This is a genomic window from Saccharothrix texasensis, from assembly GCF_003752005.1.
In the GTDB taxonomy this organism is placed as follows: domain Bacteria; phylum Actinomycetota; class Actinomycetes; order Mycobacteriales; family Pseudonocardiaceae; genus Actinosynnema; species Actinosynnema texasense.
Genome location: NZ_RJKM01000001.1, coordinates 2,026,755 through 2,050,723 on the forward strand (window position 1 = coordinate 2,026,755; position 23,969 = coordinate 2,050,723).

The following is a 23,969-nucleotide window of genomic DNA, read 5'->3' on the forward strand; positions in this document are numbered from 1 at the left end:
TCAATGCTGCCGCCCGCGGATCTCGGGCGCGTCGGCGGGCCGACCGACCCCGGGTCATCAGTTCGTAGGACGCCACGGGCCCGGCCCTGTGCTGTGATGACGGGGTGCAGCTCCGCCCGAACCGCCGCGACGCGCTGATCGTGGGGGCGTTCTTCGCGGTGGGGCTGCTGGCCTACGGGCTCGGCCTGGACAAGGTGACGGGCGACCGGGACGGGCACACGCCGATGGGTGTGCGGGTGGCGGTGCTCGCGGTGGCGTGCGCCGGCCAGCTGTTGCGCCACCGGGCGCCGGTGGCGGCGTTGGGCGTGGTCGGGGTGGCCGCGGCGGCGGACTTCCACCTCGGTCTGAGCATGCCCGTGCTGATGGTCGGCATCGACGTGCTGTTCGTGGCGACCCTGGACGGGTCGCGCGGGCTGCGGCAGGTGCTCGTGGGCCTGGTGGCGGCGGCGACGGTCGGCGTCACGGCGGCGGTCGCGGCGATCGGCGACTGGCGGCTGTCGTTCTACACGGGGTTGCAGGTGTTCTCGCTGCTCGTGGTGCCGGTGTGGTGGGCGACGAACGTGCGGCGGCACCGGGAGAGCGCCGAGCAGGTCGCCCGCATCGCCGAGCTGGACCGGCGGGCCGCGGTGAACGCCGAGCGCAACCGGATGGCCCGCGACCTGCACGACGTGGTGGCCGGGCACATGTCGGCGATCGCGATCCAGTCCGAGGCCGTGCTGTCGCTGCGCTCGGGTGACCCGGAGACCGCGCGGGCGGTGTTGAAGTCGGTCCGGGAGAACAGCGTGCGGGCGTTGGCCGAGATGCGGACGATGATCGACGTGCTGCGGGCCGACGAGCCGGTGGACGAGCCGGTGGCGGTGCGGCTGGCCGACGCGGGCAGGCTGGTCGAGTCGGCCGCCGCGGCCGGGCTGGACGTGGAGCTGCGCGGCGCGGACCCGGGCGAGCTGCCGGTGGGGGTGGACGTCGCGGCGTACCGGATCGTGCAGGAGGCGTTGACCAACGCGGTGAAGCACGCGCCGGGCGCGCGCACGTCGGTGGCGCTGGAACGGCAGGTCATGCGGTTGGTGGTGGTCGTGCGCAACGACGTGGTGGACGGTCCGCGCGGCACGGGGACGGGAACGGGGTTGGTGAGCATGGCGGAACGCGCCCACCTGGTCGGCGGGGTGTTCTCCGCGGGTCTCGACGGGGCCGAGTGGGTCGTGCGGGCGGAGTTCCCGCTGTGATCCGGGTGGTGGTGGCCGACGACCACGCGGCGATCCGGGCCGGGCTGGTGATGATCCTCGACGACGCGGACGACGTGGAGGTGGTCGGCGAGGCGGCGGACGGCGCGACCGCGGTGCGGCTGGCCAAGCGGTTGGCGCCGGACGTGGTGCTGATGGACATCCGGATGCCCGGGGTGGACGGCATCGAGGCGACCAGGCAGCTCGGCGGCGTGTGCGACGTGCTGGTGCTGACGACGTTCGACCTGGACGAGTACGTGCGCGGCGCGCTGCGGGCGGGCGCCGCGGGGTTCCTGCTCAAGTCGGTGGAGGCGGCCGCGCTGGTGGACGCGGTGCGGCAGGTCGCGGCCGGTGACGGGGTGCTGGCGCCGAGCGTGACGCGGCGGGTGATGCGGGAGTTCGCCTCGGCCGCGCCGCGGGTGCGCCCGGCCGGGTTGGACGCGTTGACCGACCGCGAGGTGGAGGTGCTGCGCTGCCTCGGCGAAGGGCTGACGAATCACCAGATCGGGCGAAAGCTGCACATCGGCGAGACGACGGTGAAGACGCACGTGTCGCGGGTGCTGACGAAGCTGGGCCTGCGGTCGCGGGTGCAGGCGGCGATCCTGGCGCAGGAGGCCGGGGTGACCGGCGGCCAGGGCGGGGACGGCCAGGTCAGCGGCGGTGCAGCGCGGCCTTGAGGTCTTCGCGGCGCAGCACGCCCGCGGGCCGGCCTTCGAGGTCGACGACCAGGTACTCCCAGGCGGCGGTGCCGTGCACGCGGTCGACCACCTCGGCGCCGGTCTCGTTCTCCAGCAGCACGGTCTCCGGCCGGATCGGCACGGCGGCCTGCTCGGCGGGCGCGTGCGGCGAGGTGCTGGCCAGCCGGCGGGCCAGCTCGCGGTCGAGCAGGCCGGCGGCCACGCCGTCGGCGCGGACCAGGACCACGCCCCGGCCGGCGGACGCGGTGAGCGCGCCCGACACCGGGCTCTCGGCGGGCAGCTGGAGCACGGGCCGGACGAGTTCGCCCAGCGTGAGGCCGTCGGGCCAGGTGCTGCGGCGTTCGGCGGTGAACTCGCCGCGCGCGCCGGCCAGCACGAACCACGCGGTCAGCAGGCACACGCCGAAGCGCAGCCAGCGGTCCTCGGCGCCGTCGAGCACGCCCCAGACCGCCCAGACGACGAGCAGCGCGGCCACCACGCCGCCGCCGACCACGGCGGCCTTGGTGCCCGTCGCACGGCGGCCCGTGACGGCCCACACGCCCGCGCGCAGGATCCGGCCGCCGTCCAGCGGCAGGCCGGGCAGCAGGTTGAACACCGCGACGGCGGCGTTGGCGAACGCGGTCTGGGCGATCAGCAGCCAGGCCGCGTCGGGCTGCGGGATGGTGGAGGCGGCCACCGCGAACGCGCCCGCCAGGACGATCGAGACGATCGGGCCGGCGGCGGCGATGGCGCCCTCGTGGCCGGGGCGGGTCGGGGTGCGCATCACCTCGGACACGCCGCCGAGCAGGAACAGGCGCAGCCGGCGCACGGGCAGGCCCAGGCGTAGCGCGACCAGGCTGTGGCCGAGCTCGTGCGCCAGCACGGACAGCCCGAGGAAGACCGCGAAGGTGGCGGCGAGGAGCACGCCGGCGAGGCCGCCCGTGCCGGGCGCGATGCGGCCGACCAGCGGCGCGTAGAGCACCACGATGGCCGCCGAGCCCAGCCACCACGAGGGCGCGAGCAGCACCGGTATGCCGGCCACGCGGAACAGCGGCAGCCCGCCGTCCCGGCCGACCTGCCGTCGCCAACCACCCGTCGTCGCCACGGGCAGAGCCTAGGCGGCCGGGTGTATCAGGACTGTGTTGGATCAAACCTGCGCCACCGCGCCCGCCACCGCGGGTACCGGTCGCCGCGCTCGCGCACCACCTCGGCGAGGACCGCGCCGAACCGGCCGTGGTGGAGATCGCGCCCGCCCCGCGCGGAGGTGGCGCGGCGGTCGACTTCCGGGGCGAGACGCACCCGACCGCGCTGGAGCGCAGGGGCGTGGGCCTGATGGTGAAGGCCGGCAAGGACATCACGACCAAGATCGACCTGCCGGGCCTCGCGCACGCCGCCGGGTAGCTCCCGCGCGGTTCGGACCCGATCTTGTCGGGGGGTTGGCCTATGGTTCTGGGCCATGGCAGTGCCGACGATCACCGAGCGCCCTGTTCGCAGGCCAGCGCTGTCGCCCTCGCGAGCGGGCGACTTCAAGCAGTGCCCGCTGCTCTACCGCTTCCGCGCCGTCGACCGGCTGCCCGAGAAGCCGACCAGGGCGCAGGTGCGCGGCACGGTGGTGCACGCGGTGCTGGAGGACCTGTTCGGCCTGCCCGCCGACGAACGGCTGCCGGAGACCGCGCGGGCGCTGGTCGGTCCGGCGTGGGACCGGGTGCGGGCCGAGCGGCCGGAGTTCGCCGAGCTGTTCGCCGAGGGCGACCCCGAGCAGGAGCGGTGGCTGGCGTCGGCGGAGGAGCTGCTGGACGGCTACTTCGGGCTGGAGGACCCGCGCCGGTTCGACGCCGACGCCCGTGAGCTGCTGGTGGAGTGGGAGCTGCCCTCGGGCGTGCTGCTGCGCGGGTACGTCGACCGGGTGGACGTGGCGCCCACCGGCGAGATCCGGGTGGTCGACTACAAGACGGGCGCCGCGCCGCGCGAGGTCGGCGAGGCCAAGGCGTTGTTCCAGATGAAGTTCTACGCGTTGGTGCTGTGGCGGCTGCGCGGCGTGGTGCCGCGTCAGCTGCGGCTGATGTACCTGGCCGACCGGCAGGCGTTGGCCTACCAGCCCGACGAGGCGGAGCTGACCCGGTTCGAGCGCACGCTGGAGGCGATCTGGGACGCCATCCTGCGCGCGGCGAAGACCGGCGACTTCCGGCCGAACCCGGGCAGGCTGTGCGACTACTGCGACCACAAGGCGCTGTGCCCGGCGTTCGACGGCACGCCGCCGCCGTACCCGGGTTGGCCGGAGCCGGACGCCGGGTCGGAGACCGCGCTGGACCGGGCCGACTGACGGGCGAGGGCCGCGCACCCGGGTGATCCGACGCCGATGGGGTTCTGCTGATGGACGCGTTCTACGAACCACTGGACGACGACCGGTTCGCCTCCACCGGGCACACCACCGGTCCGTGGAGCGACGACAGCCAGCACCTGGGGCCGCCGTCGGCGCTGCTGGTGCGGGCGTTGCAGCGGTGCGCGCCGCGACCGGAGGCGGTGCTGTCGCGGGTGGTGTTCGAGGTGCTCGGCCCGGTGCCGGTGGCGGAGCTGACGGTGACCGCGTCGGTGGTGCGGCCCGGGCGTTCGGTGGAGCTGCTGTCGGCGGAGCTGGCCCACGAGGGCCGTCCGGCGCTGCGGGCGAGCGCGTGGCGGATCGTGGCGGGCGACACGGCGGCGGTGGCGTCCGACGCGGGCGCGCCGCCGGTCCCGCCGGCCGAGTGCGAGCCGATGGACCTGCCGGAGCACTGGCGGAGCGGCTACCTGGCCGCGATGGAGTGGCGCTCGGTCAGCGGCGGCGTCTTCACGCCCGGTGACGCGGTGGTGTGGGCGCGTCCGCTGGTGCGCGTGGTGGCCGGCGAGGAGCCGACCCCGGCGCAACGCCTGTTCACCGCGGCCGACTCGGCGAGCGGCGTGTCCAGCCGGCTGGACCTGCGCACGTGGTACGCCATCAACACCGACCTGACCGTGCACCTGCACCGCGAACCGGTCGGCGAGTGGTTCGCCCTGGACGCGCGCACGGTGATCGGATCGTCGGGGGTCGGTGTGGCGAGCAGCGTCCTGCACGACGAGCGCGGGCCCGTGGGGCGCAGCGCGCAGTCGCTGTTCGTGCGGGAGCGCTGACGGTCGCACCGGGCACGTGACGCGGGCACCATGGGGTGGTGAGGTTCGCGGACCGCTCCGACGCCGGCCGGGTGCTCGCCCGGGCGCTGGCCGGCGAGTCGTGGACCGATCCCCTGGTGCTCGGGTTGGCGCGCGGCGGGGTGCCGGTGGCGTTCGAGGTCGCCTCGGCGTTGGGCGGTGAGCTGGACGTGGCCGTCGCGCGCAAGATCGGCGCGCCCGGCCACCCCGAGTACGGCGTCGGGGCGGTCACCGCGGCCGGCGAGCCGATCTACGACGACGAGGCGCTGCGCGTGCTGGGCCTCACCCGCGAGGACCTGGCCGAGACGTGCGAGGCCGAGCGGCGGGAGGCCCGGCGGCGGCTGGAGCTGTACCGCGCCGGTCCGGTGCGGCTCGAAGGCCGTGACGTGCTGGTGGTGGACGACGGCCTCGCCACCGGCGTGACGGCCCGGGCCGCGTTGCGCGAAGCCCGGGGGCAGGACCCGCGGCGCTTGGTGCTCGCGGTGCCGGTGGGCTCGGCGGAGGGGGTGCGGGCCCTGCGCGCGGACGCCGACCTGGTGGTCTGCCCGCACCCGCGGACGGATTTCCGGGCGGTCGGCCGGTTCTACGGCCACTTCGACCAGACCACCGACGACCAGGTCGTCGGGCTGCTGCGCCGTCAGGGCACGCGGTAGTGCTCGACGGTCGGGAACGGGTCGTAGAAGTGGTGCAGCAGCGCTTTCCAGCGCGGGTACAGCGGGCCCTGCCGGAAACCGACCGTGTGGTCCTCCAGCCGTTCCCACCCCACCAGCAGCAGGTACCGGGACGGGTGCTCGACCGACCGCCGCAGGTCGAGCGAGACGAACCCGGGCGACCGGGCGATGACCTCCCGCGCCTGGTCGAAGGCCCGCTCGAAGTCCGCCTCCAGGCCGGGGCGGACGTCGAGCGCGGCGACTTCCAGGATCACAGGTGCCGGTAGACGTCTTCGAGGGTGAGACCGCGGCCGAGCATCAGCACCTGCACCCGGTACAGCAGCTGCGAGACCTCTTCGGCCAGGCGCTCGTCGGACTCGTGCTCCGCGGCGATCCAGACCTCGCCGGCCTCCTCCAGCACCTTCTTGCCCTGCGCATGCACCCCGGCCTCCAGAGCCGCGGCGGTGGCGGAGCCCTCAGGGCGGGTGCGTGCGCGTTCGCTCAGCTCGGCGAACAGCTCGTCGAAGGTCTTCACGGGAGCTGATCCTCCCATCCCCCGAACGGCCGCAGGCACCCAGGTCAGGCGGTGACCGGCCGCGCGGCGCGGACCCGGGCCCGCAGACCCGCCACCTGGGCCACCGCCGACGCCACCGCGAACACCACACCCGGTCCGGGACGCGGCCCGACCACCGGCACGACGTGCCCGAAGACGTGGGACGCCTCGTCGTAGCCGGTCGCGACGACCACCGCCGCCGCCACCGCGACCACCGCGAACCCCGCCGAGACCGGCCAGGCGACCTTCGCCGACGCGTGCGCCGCGACCGCCGCGCCGAGGTAGGCCCACCACAGCGGCAAGCGGGACAGCTCGACGTCGATGTCGCCGTAGGTCGCCCACGGCACGAGCACGGCCAGCACGGTGAGGCAGATCGAGACGATGGTCCACTTGGCCAAGGGGGTCACCGGGCGAACCCTAGATGCCGTAGTGCGGGCCGGCGAAGGGCCACACCTCGGCGATCCACCTCGGCACGAACGCGTCCAGCGCGCGTTCCAGGTCGGTGCCCACGCGGTCGTCCACGACCCACCACGAGATCCGCGCGTCGACGCCCTCCTCGTCGTCGACGGGGTCGATGTAGACGCACCCGCGCAGCTCGGTCTCGTCGGCGTCGAAGAGCGCGTAGTTGAACGACTCGTGCGCGTCCTGCTCCCGTTCGTGCCGGGCGAGGTCGACGCGGTCCTGCTCGTGGGTCATGTGGGCGGGCGGCCAGCCCCACTTCTCGCCGTAGAGCGACCAGAGCCGCTGCCGCGAGCCCATCACGGCGGGGTAGTCGACGTCCACATCGGACTCGCGGATGGGCCTCAGGTGGTGCTCGGCGTCGAGCGGGACGCGGGTCGGGTGGGCGAAGTCAGCGGGGAGCCAGGGCATGGCGCGGATTCTGCGCGGGCAGGGCTGGTGTCGCCACCGAAAAACGGTGGCGCGACGTCCGACACCCCCAACACACTGCCCTGATGACCGATGGGCTGGTGCTGCGGACCGCGCGCCCGGACGACCTCGACCAGATCGGCGCGCTGCTGGCCGACCGGGGCGAGCCGGCGGACGCCGTCGACCACCGCCTGGTGGTGGAGGACCCGGACACGGGCTGGGAGGCGTGCGCGGTCGTCGTGGACGGCGACAAGGTCGTCTCGACCGCGACCCTGCTGGACGAGACGCTGGTGCTCGACGGGGTGCGGCTCCCGGCGGGCCAGGTCGAGCTGGTCGCCACGCACCGCGACTACGAGGGCCGCGGGCTGGTGCGCGCGCTGATGGGCTGGGCGCACGAGCGGTCCGCCGCGCGGGGTCAGCTGGTGAACGTGATGATCGGCGTCCCGTACTTCTACCGCCTGTTCGGCTACACCTACGCGATCCCGATCCGGCCCACCCGGCCGGTGACGAGCCGTCCCGACGGCGGCGGGCACGCGTTGCGCGAGGCGGGTGTCCCGGACATCCCGGCGATGGCCCGGCTCCAGGACGCCGAACAGGCGCGGGCCGAGCTGCGGATGCCGCACTCCCCCGCCTTGTGGCGGTGGTTGGTGGCGCGGGACGGCAGCACGCAGTGGCTGGTGGAGCGCGACGGCGTGCCGGTCGCCACGGGTCGCACCACCCCGCCGGAGGAAGGCGGTCGGCTGGGCGAGGTGGCGGCCGTGGACGAGGCGGCGGCGCACGCGCTGCTCGCGCTGACCGGGGCCGCCGAGGTGACCGAGCGGCCCGGGTCGGTGGCGGGTGCGGCGCTGGAGCCGTTCCTCGGGCCCGCGGCGAGGGAGGCGAACTCGTACTACGTGCGGATCGGCGACCCGGTCGCGGTGCTGGAGCGCCTGCGGCCGGTGTTCGGGCGGCGGTTGGCGGCGGCCGGGTTCGCCGATCGGGAAGGCGAGGCGGTCGTCTCGTTCTACCGGTCGCACGTGCGGCTGCCGTTCGGGGCGGGCGAGGTCGGCCCGGTGGTGCAGGGCGGGCGGATGCAGGCGCCGGGCGCGGCCGGTGGCGCGGGCGTGGCGCCGGACCTGCTGGCGTCGCTGCTGTTCGGGCCGCACGGGATCGAGGGCCTGACCGAGCGGTTCCCGGACGTGTACCCGGGCCCGGACGCCGAGCTGATGCGGGCCCTGTTCCCGCCGGTGCGCGGCGACCTGATGACGTTCTACCTGGTGTAGGTCAGGTGGCGGTCCGGAACAGCTCCCGCGCCCGCGTGATCGACCGGGTCAACGCCTCGGGCTCCGGCCGCAGTCCCGCCACGATCGCGTCGACACCGCGCAGTCCCGCGTCCCGCAGGAGCCGCTTCTCGTTCGTCGTCCACTGGCCGCGGGCCGCGAGGACCGCGTGCCCGGTCTGCAGGGCGGCGGTGACCAGCGTGGCCGCGACTTCGGCCAGCCGTCCGCTGGGCGCGTGCGCGGACAGGGCGTAGTCGAGGGTCAGGGCCGCTTTCCCGCGCCACACCGGCGGCGCCGCCGCGCGCAGCGCCTCCGGGTAGGTCGGGCGGGGCAGGGCGCCGCGCAGCACCCGGTTGAGCGCGAGTTCGCCGACGACCAGGTAGCTCGGGATGCCGGCGAGGTGGAACATCAGCGGCTCCCAGTGGAAGCGGCCCCGTTCGGCCTCGGCGAGCTCGTGCTCGACCACGGCGAGGTCGCGGTAGTGGACGTCGACGCGCCGGCCGTCGACGGTGAGCCAGGCGCCGCCGTTGAACACGCCGCCGCCCCACGCGCCGACCTCCGAGACCTCGCCCTGCCAGCCGATCGCGCGCAGGTCGGCGGGGTCGAAGCCGCCCCGGTAGTAGACGGCGAGGTCCCAGTCGCTGTCCGGGGTGTGGGTGCCTTGGGCGCGCGACCCGCCGAGGGTGACCGCGTGCACGGCGGGCAGGGCCGCCAGCCGGTCGGCGAGGTGGTCGAGGAACGTCGCGTCGGTCGGGTGCACGCCGACATGCATAGTCGCGGGACCGGGGTCGCGTCAGCTCGATTACCGCGTCAGCTCGACCACAGGGTGGCGAACTCGACGCCCATCGCCACGCCCGCGAGCACCAGCAGCGCGCCGGCGGCGGTGAGGGCCCTCCGGTAGCCGGTGTCGTTCAGCCGGCGACGGCCGCGGGCGACGAGCAGCGCGATCACCACCTTGCCGCCGACCAGGGTGAGGTAGAACCCGACCAGCAACCCCACCCCCGCGCCCGCCGACGCGCGCCAGGTGGTGACGGTGAGGGGACCGAGCGCCGTCGCCCACGCGATCCACGGGTGGGGGCTGAGCAGGTTCACCACCACCGCCCGCCGCAGGACCGCGACCTCCGCGGAGCCGGAATTGTCGGACCCCGGCGGTAGAATCGAATTCAGGGATCCCCTGGGCGGCGACCCCTGCGAAGCGTGGTCTTCCAGCGGCGGTGAAGCGTGGTCTTCCGGCGGCGCCGGCGAAGCCTGGTCTGCCGGTGTCGCCGGTGAGGCCAGGGGTTCCGGGGTCTGCCGCGACGCGCGGTCCCCCGGAGTCGGGGGGCGGTCGGTCAGGGAGGCGGATCGCGCGTCCCGGACGGTCTGCACGCCGGTCCACACCACGAACACCGCGCCGACGACGCCGAGCACGCCCAGCGCGCGTCCGGGCAGGCGGTCCAGCAGGAGCAGGGTCACGGCGACCACGACGGCGTCCGAGAGCAGTGGCGCGCAGGCGGTCAGGCTGCCCGCCCTCCAGCCCGACCTCAGCGCCGACGTCACCACCAGCACCAACAGCGGGCCGGGGCTGATGCTCGCGGCCAAGCCGAGGGCCAGTCCCAACCCCAGTGCGTCCACGGCGGCAGACTAGGCCACGTGTCCGAGTTCGCCCGTGTCCTGGCCACCCTGCGGCAGATCCGCGGCCTCAGCCCGTTCTTCGCCCTGGACGTCGGCCGGCCCGACGACACCTGGCACGACGGCGCGGCCCTGTCGCACGGCACCGCCCTGCCCGACACCCTCGACCTGATCTCCGCCCGCTACCGCACCCGGGAACGGCGGGTCGCCGGGTCGCTGTTCTTCCTCGGCTACACCGCGCGGCTGCTGAGCCCGGTCGTCGCGGCGCGCGCGGTCGGCGGGGCGGTGCCCGACATCCGACCCGGCAACCTGTGGTGGCGCTACACCCCGGAAGGGCTCCAGGTCCGGCTCAAGGACCCGGTCGCCGGCGTCGGCGTCGCCGAGTCGCTGGAGCCGGTGGTGGAGGCGGTGCACGCGGCCACGTCGGTGGCCCGCGGCCTGCTCTGGGGCAACGCCGGGTCGTCCGCGGCGGGCGCGCTGCGCACGATCAGCCGCAGCGGCGTCGACTGCGTCGCGTTGGCGGACGAGCTGTTCGCCGACCCGCCGCTCCAGGGCACCGGCGAGTTCATCCCGTTCCCCGGCGAGATCGCGTTCCGGCGGCGCAGCTGCTGCCTGTACTACCGGCTCGACGGCGGCGGCACGTGCGGGGACTGCCCGCTGTCGCCGCGCTGAGGCGGGAGGAGCACGACAACTCGTCTGGTCGGTTGTGCCGGCCCGCGATCCGCCTCTACGGTCGCAGCGCCGCAGTGGACGGGAAGCCGGTGTGAATCCGGCGCGGTCCTCGCCACTGTGACCGGGGAGCCAACCCGCCGAGAACGTCACTGGCCGCGTGAGGCGGCTGGGAAGACGCGGGGACGGCGTCGATCCGGGAGTCAGGAGACCGGCTGCGGCACGAGTTGTTGTTGACCTTCCACGAGGTATGGAGGAGGCCGTCATGACGAGCCCCGCGCACCCCCTTCCCACTCCCATCCCCAAGTGGGCCTACGCCGTCGCCCTGGTCGCGTTGACCGTGACCTGGCTGGTCCTTCAGGAGAACGGCATCGCGCTCGGCCACGCCGCCGAGACCGTGCACGAGTTCTTCCACGACGGGCGCCACGCGCTCGGCGTCCCGTGCCACTAGGCGCGGCCGCCATGTCGACGAACACGTACAAAGGCCTGCTGCTGCGCGGTGTCGGCGCGGGCGCGGTGGCCGGGTTGCTCGCGGGCCTGGTCGGCGTGCTGGTGGTCGAGGCGCCGATCCGGGCGGCGCTGGCCGTCGAGCAGGCGCGGCCCGACGCGCCCGACGCGGGTCACGGGCACGGCGAGCTGTTCAGCCGCGGCACGCAGGTGGTCGGCGGTGTGCTCGCCGCGGTGGTGGTGGGTCTGGCCGTCGGCGCGCTGTTCGCCACCGCCTACGCGGGGTCGCGGCGCTGGTTCACGTCGAAGGCACCGTTCGTCCGGGCGGTGGCGCTGTCGGCGGCGGCGTTCGGCGCGGCGGCGTTGCTGCCGGCGGTGAAGTACCCGGCGAACCCGCCCGCGGTGGGCGACCCGGCCACGGTGGAGTACCGCACGGTGCTCTACCTGGGGCTGATCGCGGCCGGGCTGCTGGTGGCGGTCGGCGCGAGCCACCTGGCCTCCCGGTTGGGCCACCTCGGCGCGCCGGTGCGGGCCACCGCCGTGGCGTCGGCCGTGGTGGCGGCGGTGGTGGTGCTGCTCGTCGCGTTCCCGGCGACGCCGGACGCGGTGCCGTCCGACCTGCCGGGCGGCGTGCTGTGGGAGTTCCGGCTCGCGTCGCTCGCCGAGACGGCCACGCTGTGGCTCGGTCTCGGCGTCGTGTTCGGCCTGCTCGTGGACCCGGCCACGCGGCGGGCGAAGCGGGTGTCAGCGCTGTAGCAGCGGGGCGAGCGTCGTGAGGTCCACGCCCACCAGGGACTCGCGGAACACGCGGCGTTCGCCCTGCTCCACCGGCACGTCGCACGGCACGACCAGGACGGTGCAGCCGGCGGCCACGGCGGAGGCGACGCCGGTGGGCGAGTCCTCGATCGCGACGCACCGGGTCGGGTCGACGCCGAGCAGCCGGGCGGCCCGCAGGTACGGGTCGGGCAGCGGCTTGTTGCGGCGCTCGACCTCGTCGCCGCACACCGTGGCGTCGAACAGGTCACGCCCGATGGTGTCCAGCGCCACCTCGGTCAGCTGCCGCTCGGTCGACGTCACCAGGGCCATCGGCACACCCGAGTCGCGGACCGCGCGCAACGCCTCGCGCGCGCCCGGCCGCCACGGCAGGCCGGCGCGGAACACCTCCTCGGTGCGCCGCATGATCCAGGCCGCGCCGTCGGCGACCTCCTCCTCGGAGGGGTGCTCGACGCCCACTTCCGCGAACAGCATCGACATCGTCCGGGGCACGCTCGACCCGACCATCGCCTGCCTGGTCGCGAGCGACAACGTGCCGCCCAGCTTCTCGACGAACTCGTGGAGCGGGATGTCCCACAGCTTCTCGGAGTCCAGCAGCGTGCCGTCCATGTCCCACAGCACAGCCTCGACCGTCATGTACGTCCTTCGTTGAAGTACTTCGCTTCCGGGTGGTGCGCCACGAACCCGCCATTCACCTGTTCGACGTAAGTATCCCGCAGTGTTGCGCACGGAGTGTGATCGAGGGTGGTCGGCTGGACCTGCTCCGGCCGGACCGGTGACCGCGCCGCGGCCGTGCTCCTCAGAGGCCTCACGTGGGGGTTCGGCACCCCGACGTGACGGTCCGACGATCTTCCCCGGGCCGCCGAACGTGACCAGGTCCGCGCGATCGGCCCCGAAGGTGTCGGTCCCCACGGCGGCCGCGCCCGCCCCGGAGCGGGCCCGACCACCCGGCGCGCGCCGCCGGCCCCCGTGCCGGCGAGGATCTTGGTGCGACCCCCTTGACCTGCGCGATCACCCGGGATCGGCGCGGCGGGTCGCGTGATGGCGTTCGTCGCGCGGCCCGCGACGGGGACGCGGTCGGCGGGCGCGCCCGCGAGAGGCGGCGTGACACGAACCGACATGCGCCAAGCCTACGGCGTCGGGTGTGCGGCAGTGGTCGTAGTCTGGCCGCGTGACCGATCCGGACGAGGCCGCCCAGACCCCCTTCGACCCCAGCAAACCGCTCACCAACCCGATCATGGTGGCGGCGTTCGAGGGGTGGAACGACGCTGGCGACGCCGCCAGCACGGCGATCGAACACCTGCAACTCACGTGGGACGCGACGCCGCTGGTGGAGATCGATCCGGACGACTACTACGACTTCCAGGTGACGCGACCCACGGTCCGCATGGTGGACGGCGTCACCCGACGGGTTGAATTCCCGACGACGCGCCTGTCCGTCTGCCGGCCGCCCGGGTCGTCCACCGACGTGGTGCTCGTGCACGGCATCGAGCCGAACATGCGGTGGCGGAAGTTCGCCGCCGAGCTGCTCGGCCACATCGAGGACCTCGGCGTGACCACCGTCGTCACGCTGGGTGCGCTGCTGATGGACACCCCGCACACCCGGCCGGTGCCCGTGACGGGCACGGCGTACGACGAGGCGGCGGCGGCGAAGTACGGGCTGGAGCGGTCCCGGTACGAGGGGCCGACCGGGATCGTCGGCGTGTTCCAGGACTTGTGCGTGCAGGCGGGCGTGCCCGCGATGTCGTTCTGGGCGGCCGTGCCGCACTACGTCTCCCAGCCGCCCTCGCCGAAGGCGACGCTCGCGCTGCTGCACCGGGTCGAGGAGGTGCTGGACGTCGAGGTGCCGCTCGGCGCGCTGCCCGAGCAGGCCGAGGAGTGGGAGCGCACGGTCAGCGAGATGGCCGACGAGGACGAGGACGTGCGCAACTACGTGCGGGCGTTGGAGGAGCGCGGGGACGCGGAGATCCAGATCACCGAGGCGAGCGGCGACGCGATCGCCGCCGAGTTCGAGCGGTACCTGCGGCGGCGTGGCCGGGGCCCCGGACGCGGGCCGACCGGGATGTGACCGGGCCCGGCCGCACCACGACCGGGCCTGGCCGGACCACGCGGCTTCGCCGGACCACGACCCGACTCGGCCGGACCAGGATCCGACTCGACCTGGCCGCCACCCGGCTCGGCCCCACCGCGACCCGACTCGACCGCACAGCCACCCGGCTCGGCGGGACAGCCACCCGACTCAGCCGCACAGCCACCCGGCTCGGCGGGACAGCCACCCGACTCAGCCGCACAGCCACGCGACTCGACCGGACCGCGACCGGGCTCGACCGGACCGCCGCCCGGCGCGGCCCCACCACGACCAGGTTCGGCCCCACAGCGACCCGGCTCGGCGGGACAGCCACCCGGCTCGGCCGGACCGCGCGGCTTCGCAGAGGTACTCGCCCAGGGGGCCCCTGCTTTTACCCTGCCACGCAGGGCCGGCGATGTCGCCGGTGAAGTCGGCTCCTGTGGACAAGTCCCGGTCCCGGGTCCGGGTGGCGGCGTTGTACGCGGGTGGGTTCCTGGGGCCCTTCGGTGGCGCGATGACGGCGTCCGTGCTGCCCGAGGTGGGCGGGGACTTCGGTGTCCCGGCCGGCACGGCGGCGGCCACGCTGACCGGGTACCTGGTGCCGTTCGCGCTGCTCATGCTGGTCTCCGGCACGTTGGGTGAGCGGTGGGGCGCGCGGCGGACCGTTCGGGTCGCCTACGCCGTCTACGTCCTGGCGTCCGCGTTGTGCGCGGTGTCGTGGTCGTTCCCGGTGCTGATGGGCGGGCGGGCCGTGCAGGGGGCGGCGAACGCGTTCACCACTCCCCTGCTGCTGGCGGCGATCGCGGCGGTGACGCCGAAGGCCCGGTTGGGGCGGGCGCTGGGCGTGTTCGCGTCCATGCAGGCTGCCGGGCAGACGTCGGCGCCGCTGCTGGGCGGGCTGGCGGCCGAGGCGTCGTGGCGGTGGGCGTTCGTGGGCGCGGCGGTGGTGGCGGCCGCGTTGGCGGTGGTCGGGTTGCCCGCCGACCTGCCGCGCGAGGGCGAGCGGCCGAGGTTGCGCAGCGCGTGGCGGGCCCGGACGTTGCGGTTGGCCGCGGTCGGGTTCGTGGCCTGGGGGTGCCTGGGCGGGGTGTCGTTCCTGGTCGCCCTGCGGCTGGGTGACACGTTCGGGTTCGGCGCGGGGCAGCGCGGGCTGGTGCTGACCGGGTTCGGGCTGGTCGGGATCTTCACCGCGCGGCTGACCGGGTGGGCGATCGACCGGTTCGGCGCACGGCGGTGGGCGGTGTTCGGCGCGGCGGTCGGCGGGGTGCTGCTGGTCGGTGTGGGCGTGCTGCCGTCGGTGGTGGCGGTCGGGGCGCTGTGGGCGGCGGCGGGCGCGTTCAGCCAGGCGGTGATCGTCGGGCTGAACGCGCTGGCGCTGTCCTCGGGCGACGCGAACCGGGGCGGCGCGGTGTCGGTGGTGCAGTCGCTGCGGTTCCTGGGTGGCGCGGTGGCGCCGGTGGCGTTCGTGCCGCTGTACCACCTCGACCCGGTGAGCGCGTTCCTCGTGCCCGCCGGCCTGGTGCTGGCCGTGCCGCCCGTGCTGCTGCTCGGCCGCCGACCGCGGCGGTGAGCGCCTCAGCTGTTCCAGCCCCGCTCCCGCACGGCCACGTTGACGTCGGCGCGCTTTCACGGGTCAACGTCCCTGACACCGGGAAGCGGAAGGATGTGACGGATGGACGAGCGCGAGTTCCTGGCGGCGGAGTTCGAGCGGCACCGGGGCCACCTCGGGCGGTGGCCCACCGGCTGCCGGGCTCGGCGAGCGAGGCCGAGGTGGTCGGCGAGGTGATCTCGGTGGCGGTGCCCACCATCGCGCGCGGCCGGATCCGGTGCTGGAGACCTCGCGCGACCCGGAGCGGCCGGCCCGGCTCGACATCACGTTCCCGGACGGCTGACCGGGGTCCGGGTGTCGAGGGTGGCCAGCGCCAGCACACCGGCCGCCAGGTAGAGCGCGGCCTGGGCGTTGAGCAGCGCGGACAGGCCGAGGACGGGGGTGAGGGCGCCGGCGAGCACCATGCCGAGCGCCTGCCCGCCGTCGTAGAGGCTGACGAACGTCGCCATCACCCGGCCGCGCACCTCGTCGGGGGCGTGCAGCTGGAGCACCGACATCATCCCGGCGCCCGCGACCACGCCCGGCACGCCCACCACGACGAACGCGGCCAGGTAGAACACCAGCGCGGTGGTCACGTGCGGACCGTTCCAGCCGAGCGCGGCGACCGCGGCGAAACCGACCAGTGACGCGCCGAGGAGCCTGCCGGGTTCGAGCCGGCGGGCCAGCGCGCCGACCAGCAGGCCGCCGAGGAGCCCGCCGACCGCCTGGACGCCGCGCAGCAACCCCACCTCGGCCGCGCCGCCGCCGAGCCGTTCGGTCACGAACACCACGAACAGCACCACGAACAGTCCTTGGCCGGTGGCCATCAACCCGACCACGGCGACCATCGGCCGCAACGGGCCGCGGATCTCGCGCAGGCCGTCCAGCCAGGCCCGCCACGCGGGTCCGCCCGAGGCGCGCACCGGGTCGGTGGTGCCGAGCGTCGCGAGCAGGGCCGCCGCGAGCAGGAACGACGCCACGTCCGCCAGCACCACGCCGGGCAGCCCGGTGCAGCCGAGGAGCAGGCCGCCCAGGGACGCGCCGACCAGTCGCGCCAGGTTGGCGTTCAGCGCCACCAGCCCGTTGGCCGCCGGCACCTGCTCGCGTGGCACCAGCGTCGGCAGCAACGCGTTCTTGGCGGGTTCGAACAGCGCCGCCAGCGCGGCCTGCACGGCCGTCACCACGTTCACCAGCACGAGGTCGCCGGTGAGCAGCGGCAGCAGGGTGACCGCTTGCGCGAGGCTGACCAGGAGCATCAGCTTCCGCCGGTCCCAGCGGTCGGCCAGCACGCCGGCCAGCGGCGACAGCGCCAGGCCCGGCAGCAGCGCGACCACGAACGTCGTCGCGGTCGCCGCCGCCGACCCGGTGCGCTGGTAGACGTAGACCGGCAGGGCGACGAGCACCACCCAGTCGCCGATCTCGGAGACGAACCCGGCGATCCACAGCCGGCGGAACGCGGGCACGCCCAGCGGGCCGTTCGCCCGACCGCTCACCGGGGGAACGCCCGGATGCCGACGTGGGCGGGCTGTGCGCCTTCGGGCGCGTCCCGGCGCACCGGCGCCAGGTACGGCCGCAGGATGTCGTCGATCATGCCGAGCAGCCCGGAGAGCTCTTCGGCGGTCACGGTGACCGTGTAGCCGTGCATCGCGGACGCTTCGAGCCACTCGCGCGGCAGCTCGTGCTGCCGGTCGAGGAACCGCTGCGCCAGCCGGTTGTCCTCGTTGAGGCCGATCGCGATCAGCGCGTCCTGCTGGGCGCGCACTTCGGGGTCGTCGTCGAACGCGCCGACGTCGTAGCCGACCGAGGTGGCCCGCCACGGCCGTTCGCGCCCGTCGCCCGCCTCGACCCGCTCGACGTGGCCGGACTTCGCCAGTTGGCGCAGGTGCCAGCTGCAGTTGGACGCGGTCGACCCGACCGCTTCGGCGCACTCGCTCGCCGTGCGGGGGCCGACGGCCAGCAGGTGGTTGAGCAACGACACGCGCAGCGGGTGCGCCAGCGCCTTGAGCGCGTCGACATCGGTGACCCGTCGGGGCCCTGGGAGGTCCATGACCCCGACGGTATACCTGAAAGGAATCTTTCGAAAGAGGCCTTCAGATCCTCAGCCGACGTCCCGCCTGCGGAACCCGGCGAACCCGATCGCCCCCAGGGTCACCGCGACCAGCGTCAACCACAGCAACGGGGTCGCCGTCAGCTCCGCGCCCGGCACCTTGGGGATGTGCGTGAACGGCGACAGGTCCATCGCCCACTGGTCGAGCTGGAGCAGCGGCCCGAGCTGGCCCAGCACCAGGAACACCACGATCACCGCCCAGCTCGCCGACGCCAGCTTCGGGACCAGCGCGAACAGCGCCAGCGCCAGGCCCGCGACCACCCACACCGCCGGGACGTGCGCCAACGCGGCGCCGACCAGCCGCACGACCTGGCCCCCGACGTCGCCGACGCGCGTGCCGTGCACCAGCCCCGCGCCCAACCCGGCGGCGGCCAGCACGACGGCCGTGCCGGCGGTGGCGAACAGCACGTGGCTGCCGACCCACGCGAACCGGCTGACCGGCGTGGCCAGCACCGGCTCGGCGCGGAACGCGGTCTCCTCGGTGCGCAGCCGCAACGTCGACTGCACCACGTAGATCGCGCTGAACAGGGCGATGATGCCGATGATCGACGCCAGGTAGACGTCCACGATCGCGCCCGCCCCGCCCATCTGGGAGATGATCTTCTGCAGGGCGGGGTTGGCCTCCAGCATCTGCTCGACGCCCCGCGCGACCGACCCGTACACGACGCCGAGCGCGAACAGGCTCAGCGTCCAGCCGATCAGCGTGCCCCGCTGCAACCGCCAGGCCAGGCCGAACGCGCTGCCCAGCGAGCCGGGCGCGCGGGCCGGGCCGAGCCGGGTCGGCAGCAGGCCGCCGCCGTGGTCGCGCCTGGCCACCAGCACGGCCGCGACCGCGATCAGCGCCGCGAACGACACCACCGGCAGCACCAGCACCCAGAACCGGTCGCCCGCGAAGGCCCGCGTCCGCTCCAGCCACCCCAGCGGCGACAGCCAGGTCAGCCACGTCGGGCCCTCGTCGCCCGCCGCGTCGCCGACGGCGCGCAGCAGGTAGGCGACGCCGAGCACCGCGCCGGAGATCGAGTTGGCCGTGCGGGCGCTCTCCGACAGCTGCGCGCTGACCGCGCCGACACCGGTGAACACCCAGCCGACGGAGGCGAGCGCGAGGCCGAGCGCGAACGACCCGGACGCCGACTCGCCGAGCCCGGTCAGGCCGAGCGCGACGAGCAGCCCGATCACCGTGCTCGCCAGCAGCGCGACCACCACGGCGGCGGCCGGCGGCGCGTGCCGGGAGACGACGGCCGAGCCGATCAGCTCCAACCGGCCCGCCTCCTCCTCCGCCCTGGTGTGCCGGGTGATGAGGAACGCGCACATCAGGCCGACCAGCAGCCCGCCGAACACGCCCCACCGCCAGGCCAGCACGCCGCCGGTGCTCGACGCGTCGTACAGCGGGCCGAGCATGGCCAGGAACGCCGGGTTGCCGCCCGCCGTCGCGCCCAGCTGCTGCCGCGACTCGACCGAGCCGTACAGCTCGCCGACGGTCGACGCGGTGGACAGCGTGATGCCGACGAGCCCGACGATCCAGACGGCCAGCAGCAGCCGGTCGCGGCGCAGCGCCAGGCGCACCAGCGAGCCGAGGCCGGTCACGACGACATCGCCCCCTCGGCCTGCCCGGCGGGCAGCTCGTCCTCGTAGTGGCGCAGGAACAGCTCCTCCAGCGTGGGCGGTTGGCTGGTCAGCGTGCGCACGCCGCTGCCGACCAGGGCGCGCAGCGCCGCGTCCAGGTGGTCGGTGTCGACCTCGAACCGCACCCGGTTCCCCTCGACCACCAGGTCGTGCACGCCGGGCAGCCCGGCCAGCCCGGCGGGCGCGCCGACGAGCTCGGCGGAGACGCTGGTGCGGGTGAGGTGGCGCAGGTCGGCCAACGTGCCGGTCTCGACCGTGCGGCCGTTGCGGATGATGCTCACCCGGTCGCACAGCGCCTCGACCTCGGCCAGGATGTGGCTGGACAGCAGCACCGTCCGCTCGCCGCGCAGCTCGTGCACCGCCTCCTGGAACACGGCCTCCATCAGCGGGTCCAGCCCGGAGGTCGGCTCGTCCAGGATCAGCAGCTCCACGTCCGAGGCCAGCGCCGCGACCAGGGCCACCTTCTGCCGGTTGCCCTTGGAGTAGGTGCGGCCCTTCTTGCGCGGGTCCAGCTCGAAGCGCTCCAGCAGGTCGGCGCGGCGCTTCTCGTCCAGCCCGCCGCGCAGCCTGCCGAGCAGGTCGATGACCTCGCCGCCGGTCAGGTTCGGCCACAGGCTCACGTCGCCGGGCACGTAGGCGAGCCTGCGGTGCAGCTCGGCGGTGTCGCGCCACGGGTCGCCGCCCAGCAGCGACGCGGAGCCCGCGTCGGCGCGCAGCAACCCCAGCAGGACCCGGATGGTGGTCGACTTGCCCGACCCGTTGGGGCCGAGGAAGCCGTGCACCTCCCCCTCGCGGACGGTCAGGTCGAGACCGTCCAGTGCACGCGTCGGGCCGAACGTCTTGACCAGGCCCGACACGGATATCGCAGCAGTCATGCGCGGAAAGTTACAGTCATTTCACAAAGTCGTGAAGTTAAGGAAGCGTATAAACTGCCACCCGTTCAGCGGACCTCGAAGGGATGATCCGGCGGTGACACAGGTGGACGAGCGGGACGATCAGGCCGTGCTGCGCTTCATCGAGCGCTTCTCCTCGGTGTTCACCGAGTCGGGCATGGCGAGGATGCCCGCCCGGGTGTTCGTCGCGCTGCTGGCCGCCGACTCCGGCGAGATGACCTCCGCCGAGCTGGCGGACCTGCTGCGCGTCTCCCCCGCCGCCATCTCCGGCGCGGTCCGCTACCTCACCCAGGTCGGCCTGGTGAGCCGCGAGCGGGAGACGGGCACCCGCCGCGACATCTACCGCGTGCTCGACGACCTCTGGTACGAGGCGCTGTTCCGCCGCGACGAGATGCTCCGCCGGATGACCGGACCGCTGCGGGAGGGCATCAGCGCGCTCGGCGCCGGCACACCCGCGGGCAGGCGGATCTCCGAGACCCTGATGTTCTTCGAGTTCTTCCACGCCGAGCTGCCGAACATGCTCCGGCACTGGCGGACGTACCGGGACGAGCGACTGGGCGCGTCGGGTTCACCCGACCGGCCCACCGAGCCGTCCTGATCGGTCCCGATCGGGACCGATTCGACGTAGTTACGACTAACGGCGCAAGTGCTACAACCGGCCGTGCCTCGGGCTTTCACCTGCGACGGAGCGTCGATCACGGCCAGCCGGTACGGGCGCGGTACAAGATCACGAACCACCCGGAGACTCCGCCACCGGATCCTCTCCGTCCTCATCGGACTTACGACCGTCGAACGCGTCGTTGAGCAGCGACCGTGTCGAGTCCTTCTGCTCCGGCCAGAAGGCCGTGTACACGTCCAGGGTGGTCGACGGTTTGGAGTGGCCCAACAGCTTCTGCACGGTCTTCACCGATGCACCGTTGGCGATCAAGGCGGTGGCGAAGTAGTGCCTTAGTGCGTGCAGACCGGTGCCTTCTGGGAGTCCCGCCTCGTCCACCGCGTCCGGCCAGATGTCGGCCCAGATCGAGCTGTGGAGCGGCCGGCCCGTCACCGTGCTGAACATCAGCCGAGCGGTGCGCGTCAGGGGGACTCGGGGGTTCGTCCTGTCCACGATCTTGACCTCGGCGGGCTCGTACCGACCGATGTGGTCGCCGATGGCATCGACCAAGACGTCGGGCAGCGGCGTCATGCGGACGCTCTGCCGGGTCTTCGGCGCCGCAAGGAAGGCCGGGCCGCCGTTGGCCCTCACGATCTGCTGACGCACGGTCGCGCGCCTGTGCAGCAGGTTGAACGCGTCCACCTCGGCCCCGAATATCTCGCCGCCCCTCCAGCCGCAGCCAGCAGCGAGCAGCGGGATCGGCCGGAACCGGCGCGGCAGCGCCTGGGCCACTCGGTGCACCTGCTCCAGGGTGGGGACGACGAGATCCTTCTGCTCGACCTCGGGCAGTCGGATACCGCGGCACGGTGTCACGCCGATCACGCGATCGAGCACGGCCTGCTCGAACATTGGCGCGACGATGCCGAGATAGATCACCCGCAGGGTGCTCGGGGCGAGCACGGTGGCACGGTCCTTGACCCATGCCTTCATGGTCGAGCTGCGAACCGACACCATCGACAGGTGGCCTAGCAGAGGGAGCACGTGCAGCCGGAGCGCGGTTTCGGTGCGTTGTACCGTGAGCGGGGCGTGGAGCTGGTTGAGTCGCCAGGTCTCGGCGAAGTCCCGAACTTTGATCTTCCCGGCCTCGGGGTCGATATAGAGGCCACGCGCGATGTCAGTCTTGATGGCGGCCTCGAACGTCTCCGCGTCGGACTTGCGGGTGAACGCCTCCGTCTTGACCTCGCCGGTGTTGGGGTCCTCGTAGGCGACCCGCCACCGCTTGCCACGGCCGTATCTGGCCGACCGTGTGCCGTCCTTCTTCAGCCACAGGTCCTGTGGTGCCATCAGGCGGCTCCGGCGAGGGCAGCCAGGTCGGCACGGCGGACGGCGTCTATGTCCGCCGCGAAGCCCCCAGCCTTCCAGCGGCAACCGCGGCCGTGACGCGGTGTGGCCTGGAGCGTGCCGTCGTCACTCGCCGCATACCAGAGGTCCTTGACCATGTCTTTCTCCTTTCAGTTTTGGACAGGACAATGAAGGTTCAGTGATGATTTACCCTGCCGGGCAAGGTAATTAAGGTAAGCCTTATCTAGCGGTCCGCACCGAGCCGGCCGCGATGAGTGACGTCAACCAGAGACGCACCGGACGGAAGGTGTGAGACAACCCGCTCGACTGCTACGGAGATCATCCATCCGAGGGCGGAAGCGTGCGTGGTGTAGATCAGCAGCAGCACAACCAGCCAGGCCCGCAACTCCGGCGCGAAAAGGTAGGCGGAAGTAGCCATCACAGCCAGCGGAATAACCAAGACGAGGGTTACTACGCGCCAGATGCCTGGATTCAACATGGTGTCCCCTAGATGCCCAGTGGCGATCACCCGATCGCACGCTGGGATCTTGCGCAAAAAGGCGGATCCACGCCAGTAGGAATACCGATTCAGAGTAGAAATATCACTCTCGAATGCACATCGGTTACGGTACGCGTCCGTTCTCTACTCTGAGTTGTCTCCGATCAGTCACGCTCCGCGAGCGATACCACCTCCCTGCTCGGCGCGGTAGCGGTCACGCATGTCCAGCGCGTCGACGAGCCACCTCGCGATCGCAGGCTTGGTCATGGTCGGCACGGCCATCACCTCCAGCAGCATCTCCCCGAACTGCTGATTGGTGGCGGTGACGATGCGCTCCTCTGCGGCGTCGAGCTGCCTCTCCCGGACGACAGCCGCTTGCGCGACTTTCTCGACGCGGCCGTCGAGGATGGCGTCAACGGTCCCGGCTGGCCAATCCAGGCCGCGATCCATGGCGGCCCGGGTGAGCGCGGGGATGTCGCCGCTGCCGTTGCGTGCGGCACGGAGAGTCTCGTAGGAGATACCGCCGCGAGCGGCGACGTCCCGCCACGTCCTGCCGAGCGACACCCTCTGGGCGTCCATCACGTCATTGAGACGCCGTCGCGCCGCACTACTGATCCGTCGGCCAGCCACGTCCACGCCCCCCACGTTCCCCGGATAGGTCAACGCAGATTAACGCAGATCCGTCACCGATCGCCACCGCAAGACTACGGTCTGCGGTCTATACCGCAGGTCTGCGTTGCTCTGTTGCTTTCTGCGACTGCCCTGTTTAGGGTCTTGCCATGGCACACGGCCGACCTTCCTACCGCTTCGACGGCGACGGGCTCCGCACCCGGCGCGAGACCGGCGGCATGTCGCTGCGAGCCCTCGCCAAGCGCTGTGAACAGCACGGATACCGAGTGGGTGACTCGCAGCTCTCGAAGATCGAGCGTGGTCTCTGCACGCCTCGTCCCGGGCTGCTGAGGGTCCTCGCGCGCATCTTCAACGTGCCCACCGAGGCCCTGCTGCTCTCTGCGACCTCCGCAGCCTGACCACAGAAAACAACAGGGCCGCCCGCCACACCCCGGCTGCAACCCGGAGCGGAACGAACGGCCCATCGACAAGGAGACGCGAACTCCAATGCCCCCTAAGAAACTACCCGACCAGCGCACCAGAGTACGGCGGCTGAAGACCCCCGAGGTCTCCGAACTCACCGGTATCCCCCAGTCCACCCTGCGCTGGTGGCGACACGAGGACCGTGGGCCCGAGAGCTACGTGCTGGAGGGCTCCGTCGTCTACGACGAGGACAAGGTCCTGGCCTGGGTGGACGCCCAGAAGGCCGCGTCGGTGCGGGGCGGTGTGCGATGACCGCGTCGACGAGCACCTC

The 23,969-nt window shown here is 73.3% G+C and carries 30 protein-coding genes and 1 riboswitch; of the genes, 15 read left to right on the forward strand and 15 right to left on the reverse strand.

Features of this window, described 5'->3' with window-relative positions; all coding sequences use genetic code 11:
* The first annotated feature begins 104 nt into the window (after window positions 1-104).
* Window positions 105-1,223 carry a sensor histidine kinase gene (locus EDD40_RS44300; protein WP_123742249.1) on the forward strand — a complete coding sequence of 373 codons (1,119 nt, stop codon included), beginning with the start codon at window positions 105-107 and terminating at the stop codon, window positions 1,221-1,223.
* On the forward strand, window positions 1,220-1,897 hold the full coding sequence (locus EDD40_RS07525) for a response regulator (protein ID WP_123742250.1): 678 nt from the start codon (window positions 1,220-1,222) through the stop codon (window positions 1,895-1,897). Before EDD40_RS44300 ends, EDD40_RS07525 begins: the two co-directional genes overlap by 4 nt.
* Here EDD40_RS07525 and EDD40_RS07530 read toward each other — a convergent pair.
* Window positions 1,872-3,002: a site-2 protease family protein gene (locus tag EDD40_RS07530; RefSeq protein ID WP_123742251.1), complete on the reverse strand. Its 1,131-nt coding sequence runs from the start codon at window positions 3,000-3,002 to the stop codon at window positions 1,872-1,874. The genes EDD40_RS07525 and EDD40_RS07530 overlap by 26 nt on opposite strands.
* A 128-nt stretch (window positions 3,003-3,130) precedes the next feature.
* Here EDD40_RS07530 and EDD40_RS41495 point away from each other — a divergent pair, with 128 nt between their 5' ends.
* Genes EDD40_RS41495 through EDD40_RS07545 form a run of 4 tightly spaced genes read left to right on the forward strand, consistent with a single transcriptional unit; the run spans window position 3,131 to window position 5,715 of the window.
* Window positions 3,131-3,298, forward strand: a complete 168-nt coding sequence (locus EDD40_RS41495; RefSeq protein WP_170184982.1) for a hypothetical protein — start codon at window positions 3,131-3,133, stop codon at window positions 3,296-3,298.
* Window positions 3,299-3,353: 55 nt separating this feature from the next.
* On the forward strand, window positions 3,354-4,220 hold the full coding sequence (locus EDD40_RS07535; protein ID WP_123742252.1) for a RecB family exonuclease: 867 nt from the start codon (window positions 3,354-3,356) through the stop codon (window positions 4,218-4,220).
* A 47-nt stretch (window positions 4,221-4,267) separates the two neighbouring features.
* Window positions 4,268-5,044 (forward strand): thioesterase family protein, encoded by a 777-nt coding sequence (locus EDD40_RS07540; RefSeq protein WP_170185414.1) that lies wholly within the window; start codon window positions 4,268-4,270, stop codon window positions 5,042-5,044.
* A 38-nt stretch (window positions 5,045-5,082) separates the two neighbouring features.
* A complete protein-coding gene (locus EDD40_RS07545; RefSeq protein ID WP_246037515.1) occupies window positions 5,083-5,715 on the forward strand; it encodes a phosphoribosyltransferase in 633 nt (210 codons plus the stop codon).
* Here the strand turns inward: EDD40_RS07545 and EDD40_RS07550 are convergent.
* From EDD40_RS07550 to EDD40_RS07565, 4 genes are read right to left on the reverse strand one after another with little or no spacing between them, the layout of a single operon-like run.
* The gene (locus EDD40_RS07550; RefSeq protein WP_123742255.1) at window positions 5,700-5,987 is read right to left on the reverse strand and encodes an antibiotic biosynthesis monooxygenase family protein; all 288 of its coding nucleotides are present in this window, start codon (window positions 5,985-5,987) and stop codon (window positions 5,700-5,702) included. The genes EDD40_RS07545 and EDD40_RS07550 overlap by 16 nt on opposite strands.
* The gene (locus EDD40_RS07555; RefSeq protein ID WP_123742256.1) at window positions 5,984-6,247 is read right to left on the reverse strand and encodes a phosphoribosyl-ATP diphosphatase; all 264 of its coding nucleotides are present in this window, start codon (window positions 6,245-6,247) and stop codon (window positions 5,984-5,986) included. Before EDD40_RS07555 ends, EDD40_RS07550 begins: the two co-directional genes overlap by 4 nt.
* A gap of 44 nt (window positions 6,248-6,291) precedes the next feature.
* Window positions 6,292-6,672, reverse strand: a complete 381-nt coding sequence (locus EDD40_RS07560) for a hypothetical protein (RefSeq protein ID WP_148088713.1) — start codon at window positions 6,670-6,672, stop codon at window positions 6,292-6,294.
* A gap of 10 nt (window positions 6,673-6,682) precedes the next feature.
* Window positions 6,683-7,135: an N-acetyltransferase gene (locus EDD40_RS07565; RefSeq protein ID WP_123742258.1), complete on the reverse strand. Its 453-nt coding sequence runs from the start codon at window positions 7,133-7,135 to the stop codon at window positions 6,683-6,685.
* An 83-nt stretch (window positions 7,136-7,218) separates the two neighbouring features.
* Here EDD40_RS07565 and EDD40_RS07570 point away from each other — a divergent pair, with 83 nt between their 5' ends.
* The gene (locus EDD40_RS07570; protein ID WP_123742259.1) at window positions 7,219-8,394 is read left to right on the forward strand and encodes a GNAT family N-acetyltransferase; all 1,176 of its coding nucleotides are present in this window, start codon (window positions 7,219-7,221) and stop codon (window positions 8,392-8,394) included.
* 1 nt (window position 8,395) lies between these two features.
* On the opposite strand, the gene EDD40_RS07575 is transcribed toward EDD40_RS07570, so the two are convergent.
* The gene (locus EDD40_RS07575; protein ID WP_246037516.1) at window positions 8,396-9,151 is read right to left on the reverse strand and encodes a nucleotidyltransferase domain-containing protein; all 756 of its coding nucleotides are present in this window, start codon (window positions 9,149-9,151) and stop codon (window positions 8,396-8,398) included.
* Window positions 9,152-9,201: 50 nt separating this feature from the next.
* Window positions 9,202-10,005, reverse strand: a complete 804-nt coding sequence (locus tag EDD40_RS07580; RefSeq protein WP_123742261.1) for a LysE family transporter — start codon at window positions 10,003-10,005, stop codon at window positions 9,202-9,204.
* A gap of 18 nt (window positions 10,006-10,023) precedes the next feature.
* Between EDD40_RS07580 and EDD40_RS07585 the strand changes: the two genes are divergently transcribed.
* The 3 genes from EDD40_RS07585 (at window position 10,024) to EDD40_RS07595 (ending at window position 11,874) form a co-directional block, all read left to right on the forward strand.
* Window positions 10,024-10,674, forward strand: a complete 651-nt coding sequence (locus EDD40_RS07585) for a (2Fe-2S)-binding protein (RefSeq protein ID WP_123742262.1) — start codon at window positions 10,024-10,026, stop codon at window positions 10,672-10,674.
* Between the two features lie 47 nt (window positions 10,675-10,721).
* A riboswitch (cobalamin riboswitch) is annotated at window positions 10,722-10,905 on the forward strand.
* Between the two features lie 31 nt (window positions 10,906-10,936).
* Window positions 10,937-11,122, forward strand: coding sequence for a CbtB-domain containing protein (locus EDD40_RS07590; RefSeq protein ID WP_123747838.1), 186 nt, complete (start codon window positions 10,937-10,939; stop codon window positions 11,120-11,122).
* An 11-nt stretch (window positions 11,123-11,133) separates the two neighbouring features.
* Window positions 11,134-11,874 carry a CbtA family protein gene (locus tag EDD40_RS07595; protein WP_123742263.1) on the forward strand — a complete coding sequence of 247 codons (741 nt, stop codon included), beginning with the start codon at window positions 11,134-11,136 and terminating at the stop codon, window positions 11,872-11,874.
* Here the strand turns inward: EDD40_RS07595 and EDD40_RS07600 are convergent.
* Window positions 11,863-12,528, reverse strand: coding sequence for an HAD family hydrolase (locus EDD40_RS07600; protein ID WP_123742264.1), 666 nt, complete (start codon window positions 12,526-12,528; stop codon window positions 11,863-11,865). The two genes, EDD40_RS07595 and EDD40_RS07600, sit on opposite strands and share 12 nt — an antisense overlap.
* A 535-nt stretch (window positions 12,529-13,063) precedes the next feature.
* Between EDD40_RS07600 and EDD40_RS07605 the strand changes: the two genes are divergently transcribed.
* The gene (locus tag EDD40_RS07605) at window positions 13,064-13,960 is read left to right on the forward strand and encodes a PAC2 family protein (RefSeq protein WP_123742265.1); all 897 of its coding nucleotides are present in this window, start codon (window positions 13,064-13,066) and stop codon (window positions 13,958-13,960) included.
* Window positions 13,961-14,384: 424 nt separating this feature from the next.
* Window positions 14,385-15,530, forward strand: coding sequence for an MFS transporter (locus EDD40_RS07610; RefSeq protein WP_425471138.1), 1,146 nt, complete (start codon window positions 14,385-14,387; stop codon window positions 15,528-15,530).
* 302 nt (window positions 15,531-15,832) lie between these two features.
* Here EDD40_RS07610 and EDD40_RS07615 read toward each other — a convergent pair whose 3' ends face one another.
* Genes EDD40_RS07615 through EDD40_RS07630 form a run of 4 tightly spaced genes read right to left on the reverse strand, consistent with a single transcriptional unit; the run spans window position 15,833 to window position 20,153 of the window.
* The gene (locus tag EDD40_RS07615) at window positions 15,833-17,041 is read right to left on the reverse strand and encodes an MFS transporter (protein ID WP_246037518.1); all 1,209 of its coding nucleotides are present in this window, start codon (window positions 17,039-17,041) and stop codon (window positions 15,833-15,835) included.
* Window positions 17,038-17,595, reverse strand: a complete 558-nt coding sequence (locus EDD40_RS07620; RefSeq protein ID WP_123742267.1) for an ArsR/SmtB family transcription factor — start codon at window positions 17,593-17,595, stop codon at window positions 17,038-17,040. Before EDD40_RS07620 ends, EDD40_RS07615 begins: the two co-directional genes overlap by 4 nt.
* A gap of 51 nt (window positions 17,596-17,646) precedes the next feature.
* The gene (locus tag EDD40_RS07625; protein ID WP_123742268.1) at window positions 17,647-19,239 is read right to left on the reverse strand and encodes an ABC transporter permease; all 1,593 of its coding nucleotides are present in this window, start codon (window positions 19,237-19,239) and stop codon (window positions 17,647-17,649) included.
* The gene (locus EDD40_RS07630; protein WP_123742269.1) at window positions 19,236-20,153 is read right to left on the reverse strand and encodes an ABC transporter ATP-binding protein; all 918 of its coding nucleotides are present in this window, start codon (window positions 20,151-20,153) and stop codon (window positions 19,236-19,238) included. Before EDD40_RS07630 ends, EDD40_RS07625 begins: the two co-directional genes overlap by 4 nt.
* Before the next feature lie 94 nt (window positions 20,154-20,247).
* Here EDD40_RS07630 and EDD40_RS07635 point away from each other — a divergent pair, with 94 nt between their 5' ends.
* Window positions 20,248-20,769 (forward strand): GbsR/MarR family transcriptional regulator, encoded by a 522-nt coding sequence (locus tag EDD40_RS07635; RefSeq protein WP_246037519.1) that lies wholly within the window; start codon window positions 20,248-20,250, stop codon window positions 20,767-20,769.
* 129 nt (window positions 20,770-20,898) lie between these two features.
* Here the strand turns inward: EDD40_RS07635 and EDD40_RS07640 are convergent, their stop codons facing one another.
* The 3 genes from EDD40_RS07640 to EDD40_RS07650 all read right to left on the reverse strand — a co-directional run bounded on the left by EDD40_RS07640 (window position 20,899) and on the right by EDD40_RS07650 (window position 23,242).
* A complete protein-coding gene (locus tag EDD40_RS07640) occupies window positions 20,899-22,110 on the reverse strand; it encodes a tyrosine-type recombinase/integrase (protein WP_123742271.1) in 1,212 nt (403 codons plus the stop codon).
* Window positions 22,110-22,265, reverse strand: a complete 156-nt coding sequence (locus EDD40_RS41500; RefSeq protein WP_170184983.1) for a hypothetical protein — start codon at window positions 22,263-22,265, stop codon at window positions 22,110-22,112. The genes EDD40_RS07640 and EDD40_RS41500 overlap by 1 nt, the downstream gene beginning before the upstream one ends.
* A gap of 509 nt (window positions 22,266-22,774) precedes the next feature.
* On the reverse strand, window positions 22,775-23,242 hold the full coding sequence (locus EDD40_RS07650; protein ID WP_148088714.1) for a hypothetical protein: 468 nt from the start codon (window positions 23,240-23,242) through the stop codon (window positions 22,775-22,777).
* Window positions 23,243-23,385: 143 nt separating this feature from the next.
* Between EDD40_RS07650 and EDD40_RS07655 the strand changes: the two genes are divergently transcribed.
* Window positions 23,386-23,634, forward strand: coding sequence for a helix-turn-helix domain-containing protein (locus EDD40_RS07655; RefSeq protein WP_123742274.1), 249 nt, complete (start codon window positions 23,386-23,388; stop codon window positions 23,632-23,634).
* An 88-nt stretch (window positions 23,635-23,722) separates the two neighbouring features.
* Window positions 23,723-23,950 (forward strand): helix-turn-helix transcriptional regulator, encoded by a 228-nt coding sequence (locus EDD40_RS07660; RefSeq protein ID WP_123742275.1) that lies wholly within the window; start codon window positions 23,723-23,725, stop codon window positions 23,948-23,950.
* Window positions 23,951-23,969 lie beyond the last annotated feature (19 nt).

Excerpts from the sequence above, each read along its gene's own strand:
- EDD40_RS07640 (WP_123742271.1), bottom strand. The coding sequence starts at position 22,110 with ATGGCACCACAGGACCTGTGGCTGAAGAAGGACGGCACACGGTCGGCC.
- EDD40_RS07565 (WP_123742258.1), bottom strand. The coding sequence starts at position 7,135 with ATGCCCTGGCTCCCCGCTGACTTCGCCCACCCGACCCGCGTCCCGCTC.
- EDD40_RS41500 (WP_170184983.1), bottom strand. The coding sequence starts at position 22,265 with ATGGTCAAGGACCTCTGGTATGCGGCGAGTGACGACGGCACGCTCCAG.
- EDD40_RS07595 (WP_123742263.1), top strand. The coding sequence starts at position 11,134 with ATGTCGACGAACACGTACAAAGGCCTGCTGCTGCGCGGTGTCGGCGCG.
- EDD40_RS07630 (WP_123742269.1), bottom strand. The coding sequence starts at position 20,153 with ATGACTGCTGCGATATCCGTGTCGGGCCTGGTCAAGACGTTCGGCCCG.
- EDD40_RS07655 (WP_123742274.1), top strand. The coding sequence starts at position 23,386 with ATGGCACACGGCCGACCTTCCTACCGCTTCGACGGCGACGGGCTCCGC.
- EDD40_RS07590 (WP_123747838.1), top strand. The coding sequence starts at position 10,937 with ATGACGAGCCCCGCGCACCCCCTTCCCACTCCCATCCCCAAGTGGGCC.
- EDD40_RS07570 (WP_123742259.1), top strand. The coding sequence starts at position 7,219 with ATGACCGATGGGCTGGTGCTGCGGACCGCGCGCCCGGACGACCTCGAC.
- EDD40_RS07600 (WP_123742264.1), bottom strand. The coding sequence starts at position 12,528 with ATGACGGTCGAGGCTGTGCTGTGGGACATGGACGGCACGCTGCTGGAC.
- EDD40_RS07660 (WP_123742275.1), top strand. The coding sequence starts at position 23,723 with ATGCCCCCTAAGAAACTACCCGACCAGCGCACCAGAGTACGGCGGCTG.
- EDD40_RS07535 (WP_123742252.1), top strand. The coding sequence starts at position 3,354 with ATGGCAGTGCCGACGATCACCGAGCGCCCTGTTCGCAGGCCAGCGCTG.
- EDD40_RS07620 (WP_123742267.1), bottom strand. The coding sequence starts at position 17,595 with ATGGACCTCCCAGGGCCCCGACGGGTCACCGATGTCGACGCGCTCAAG.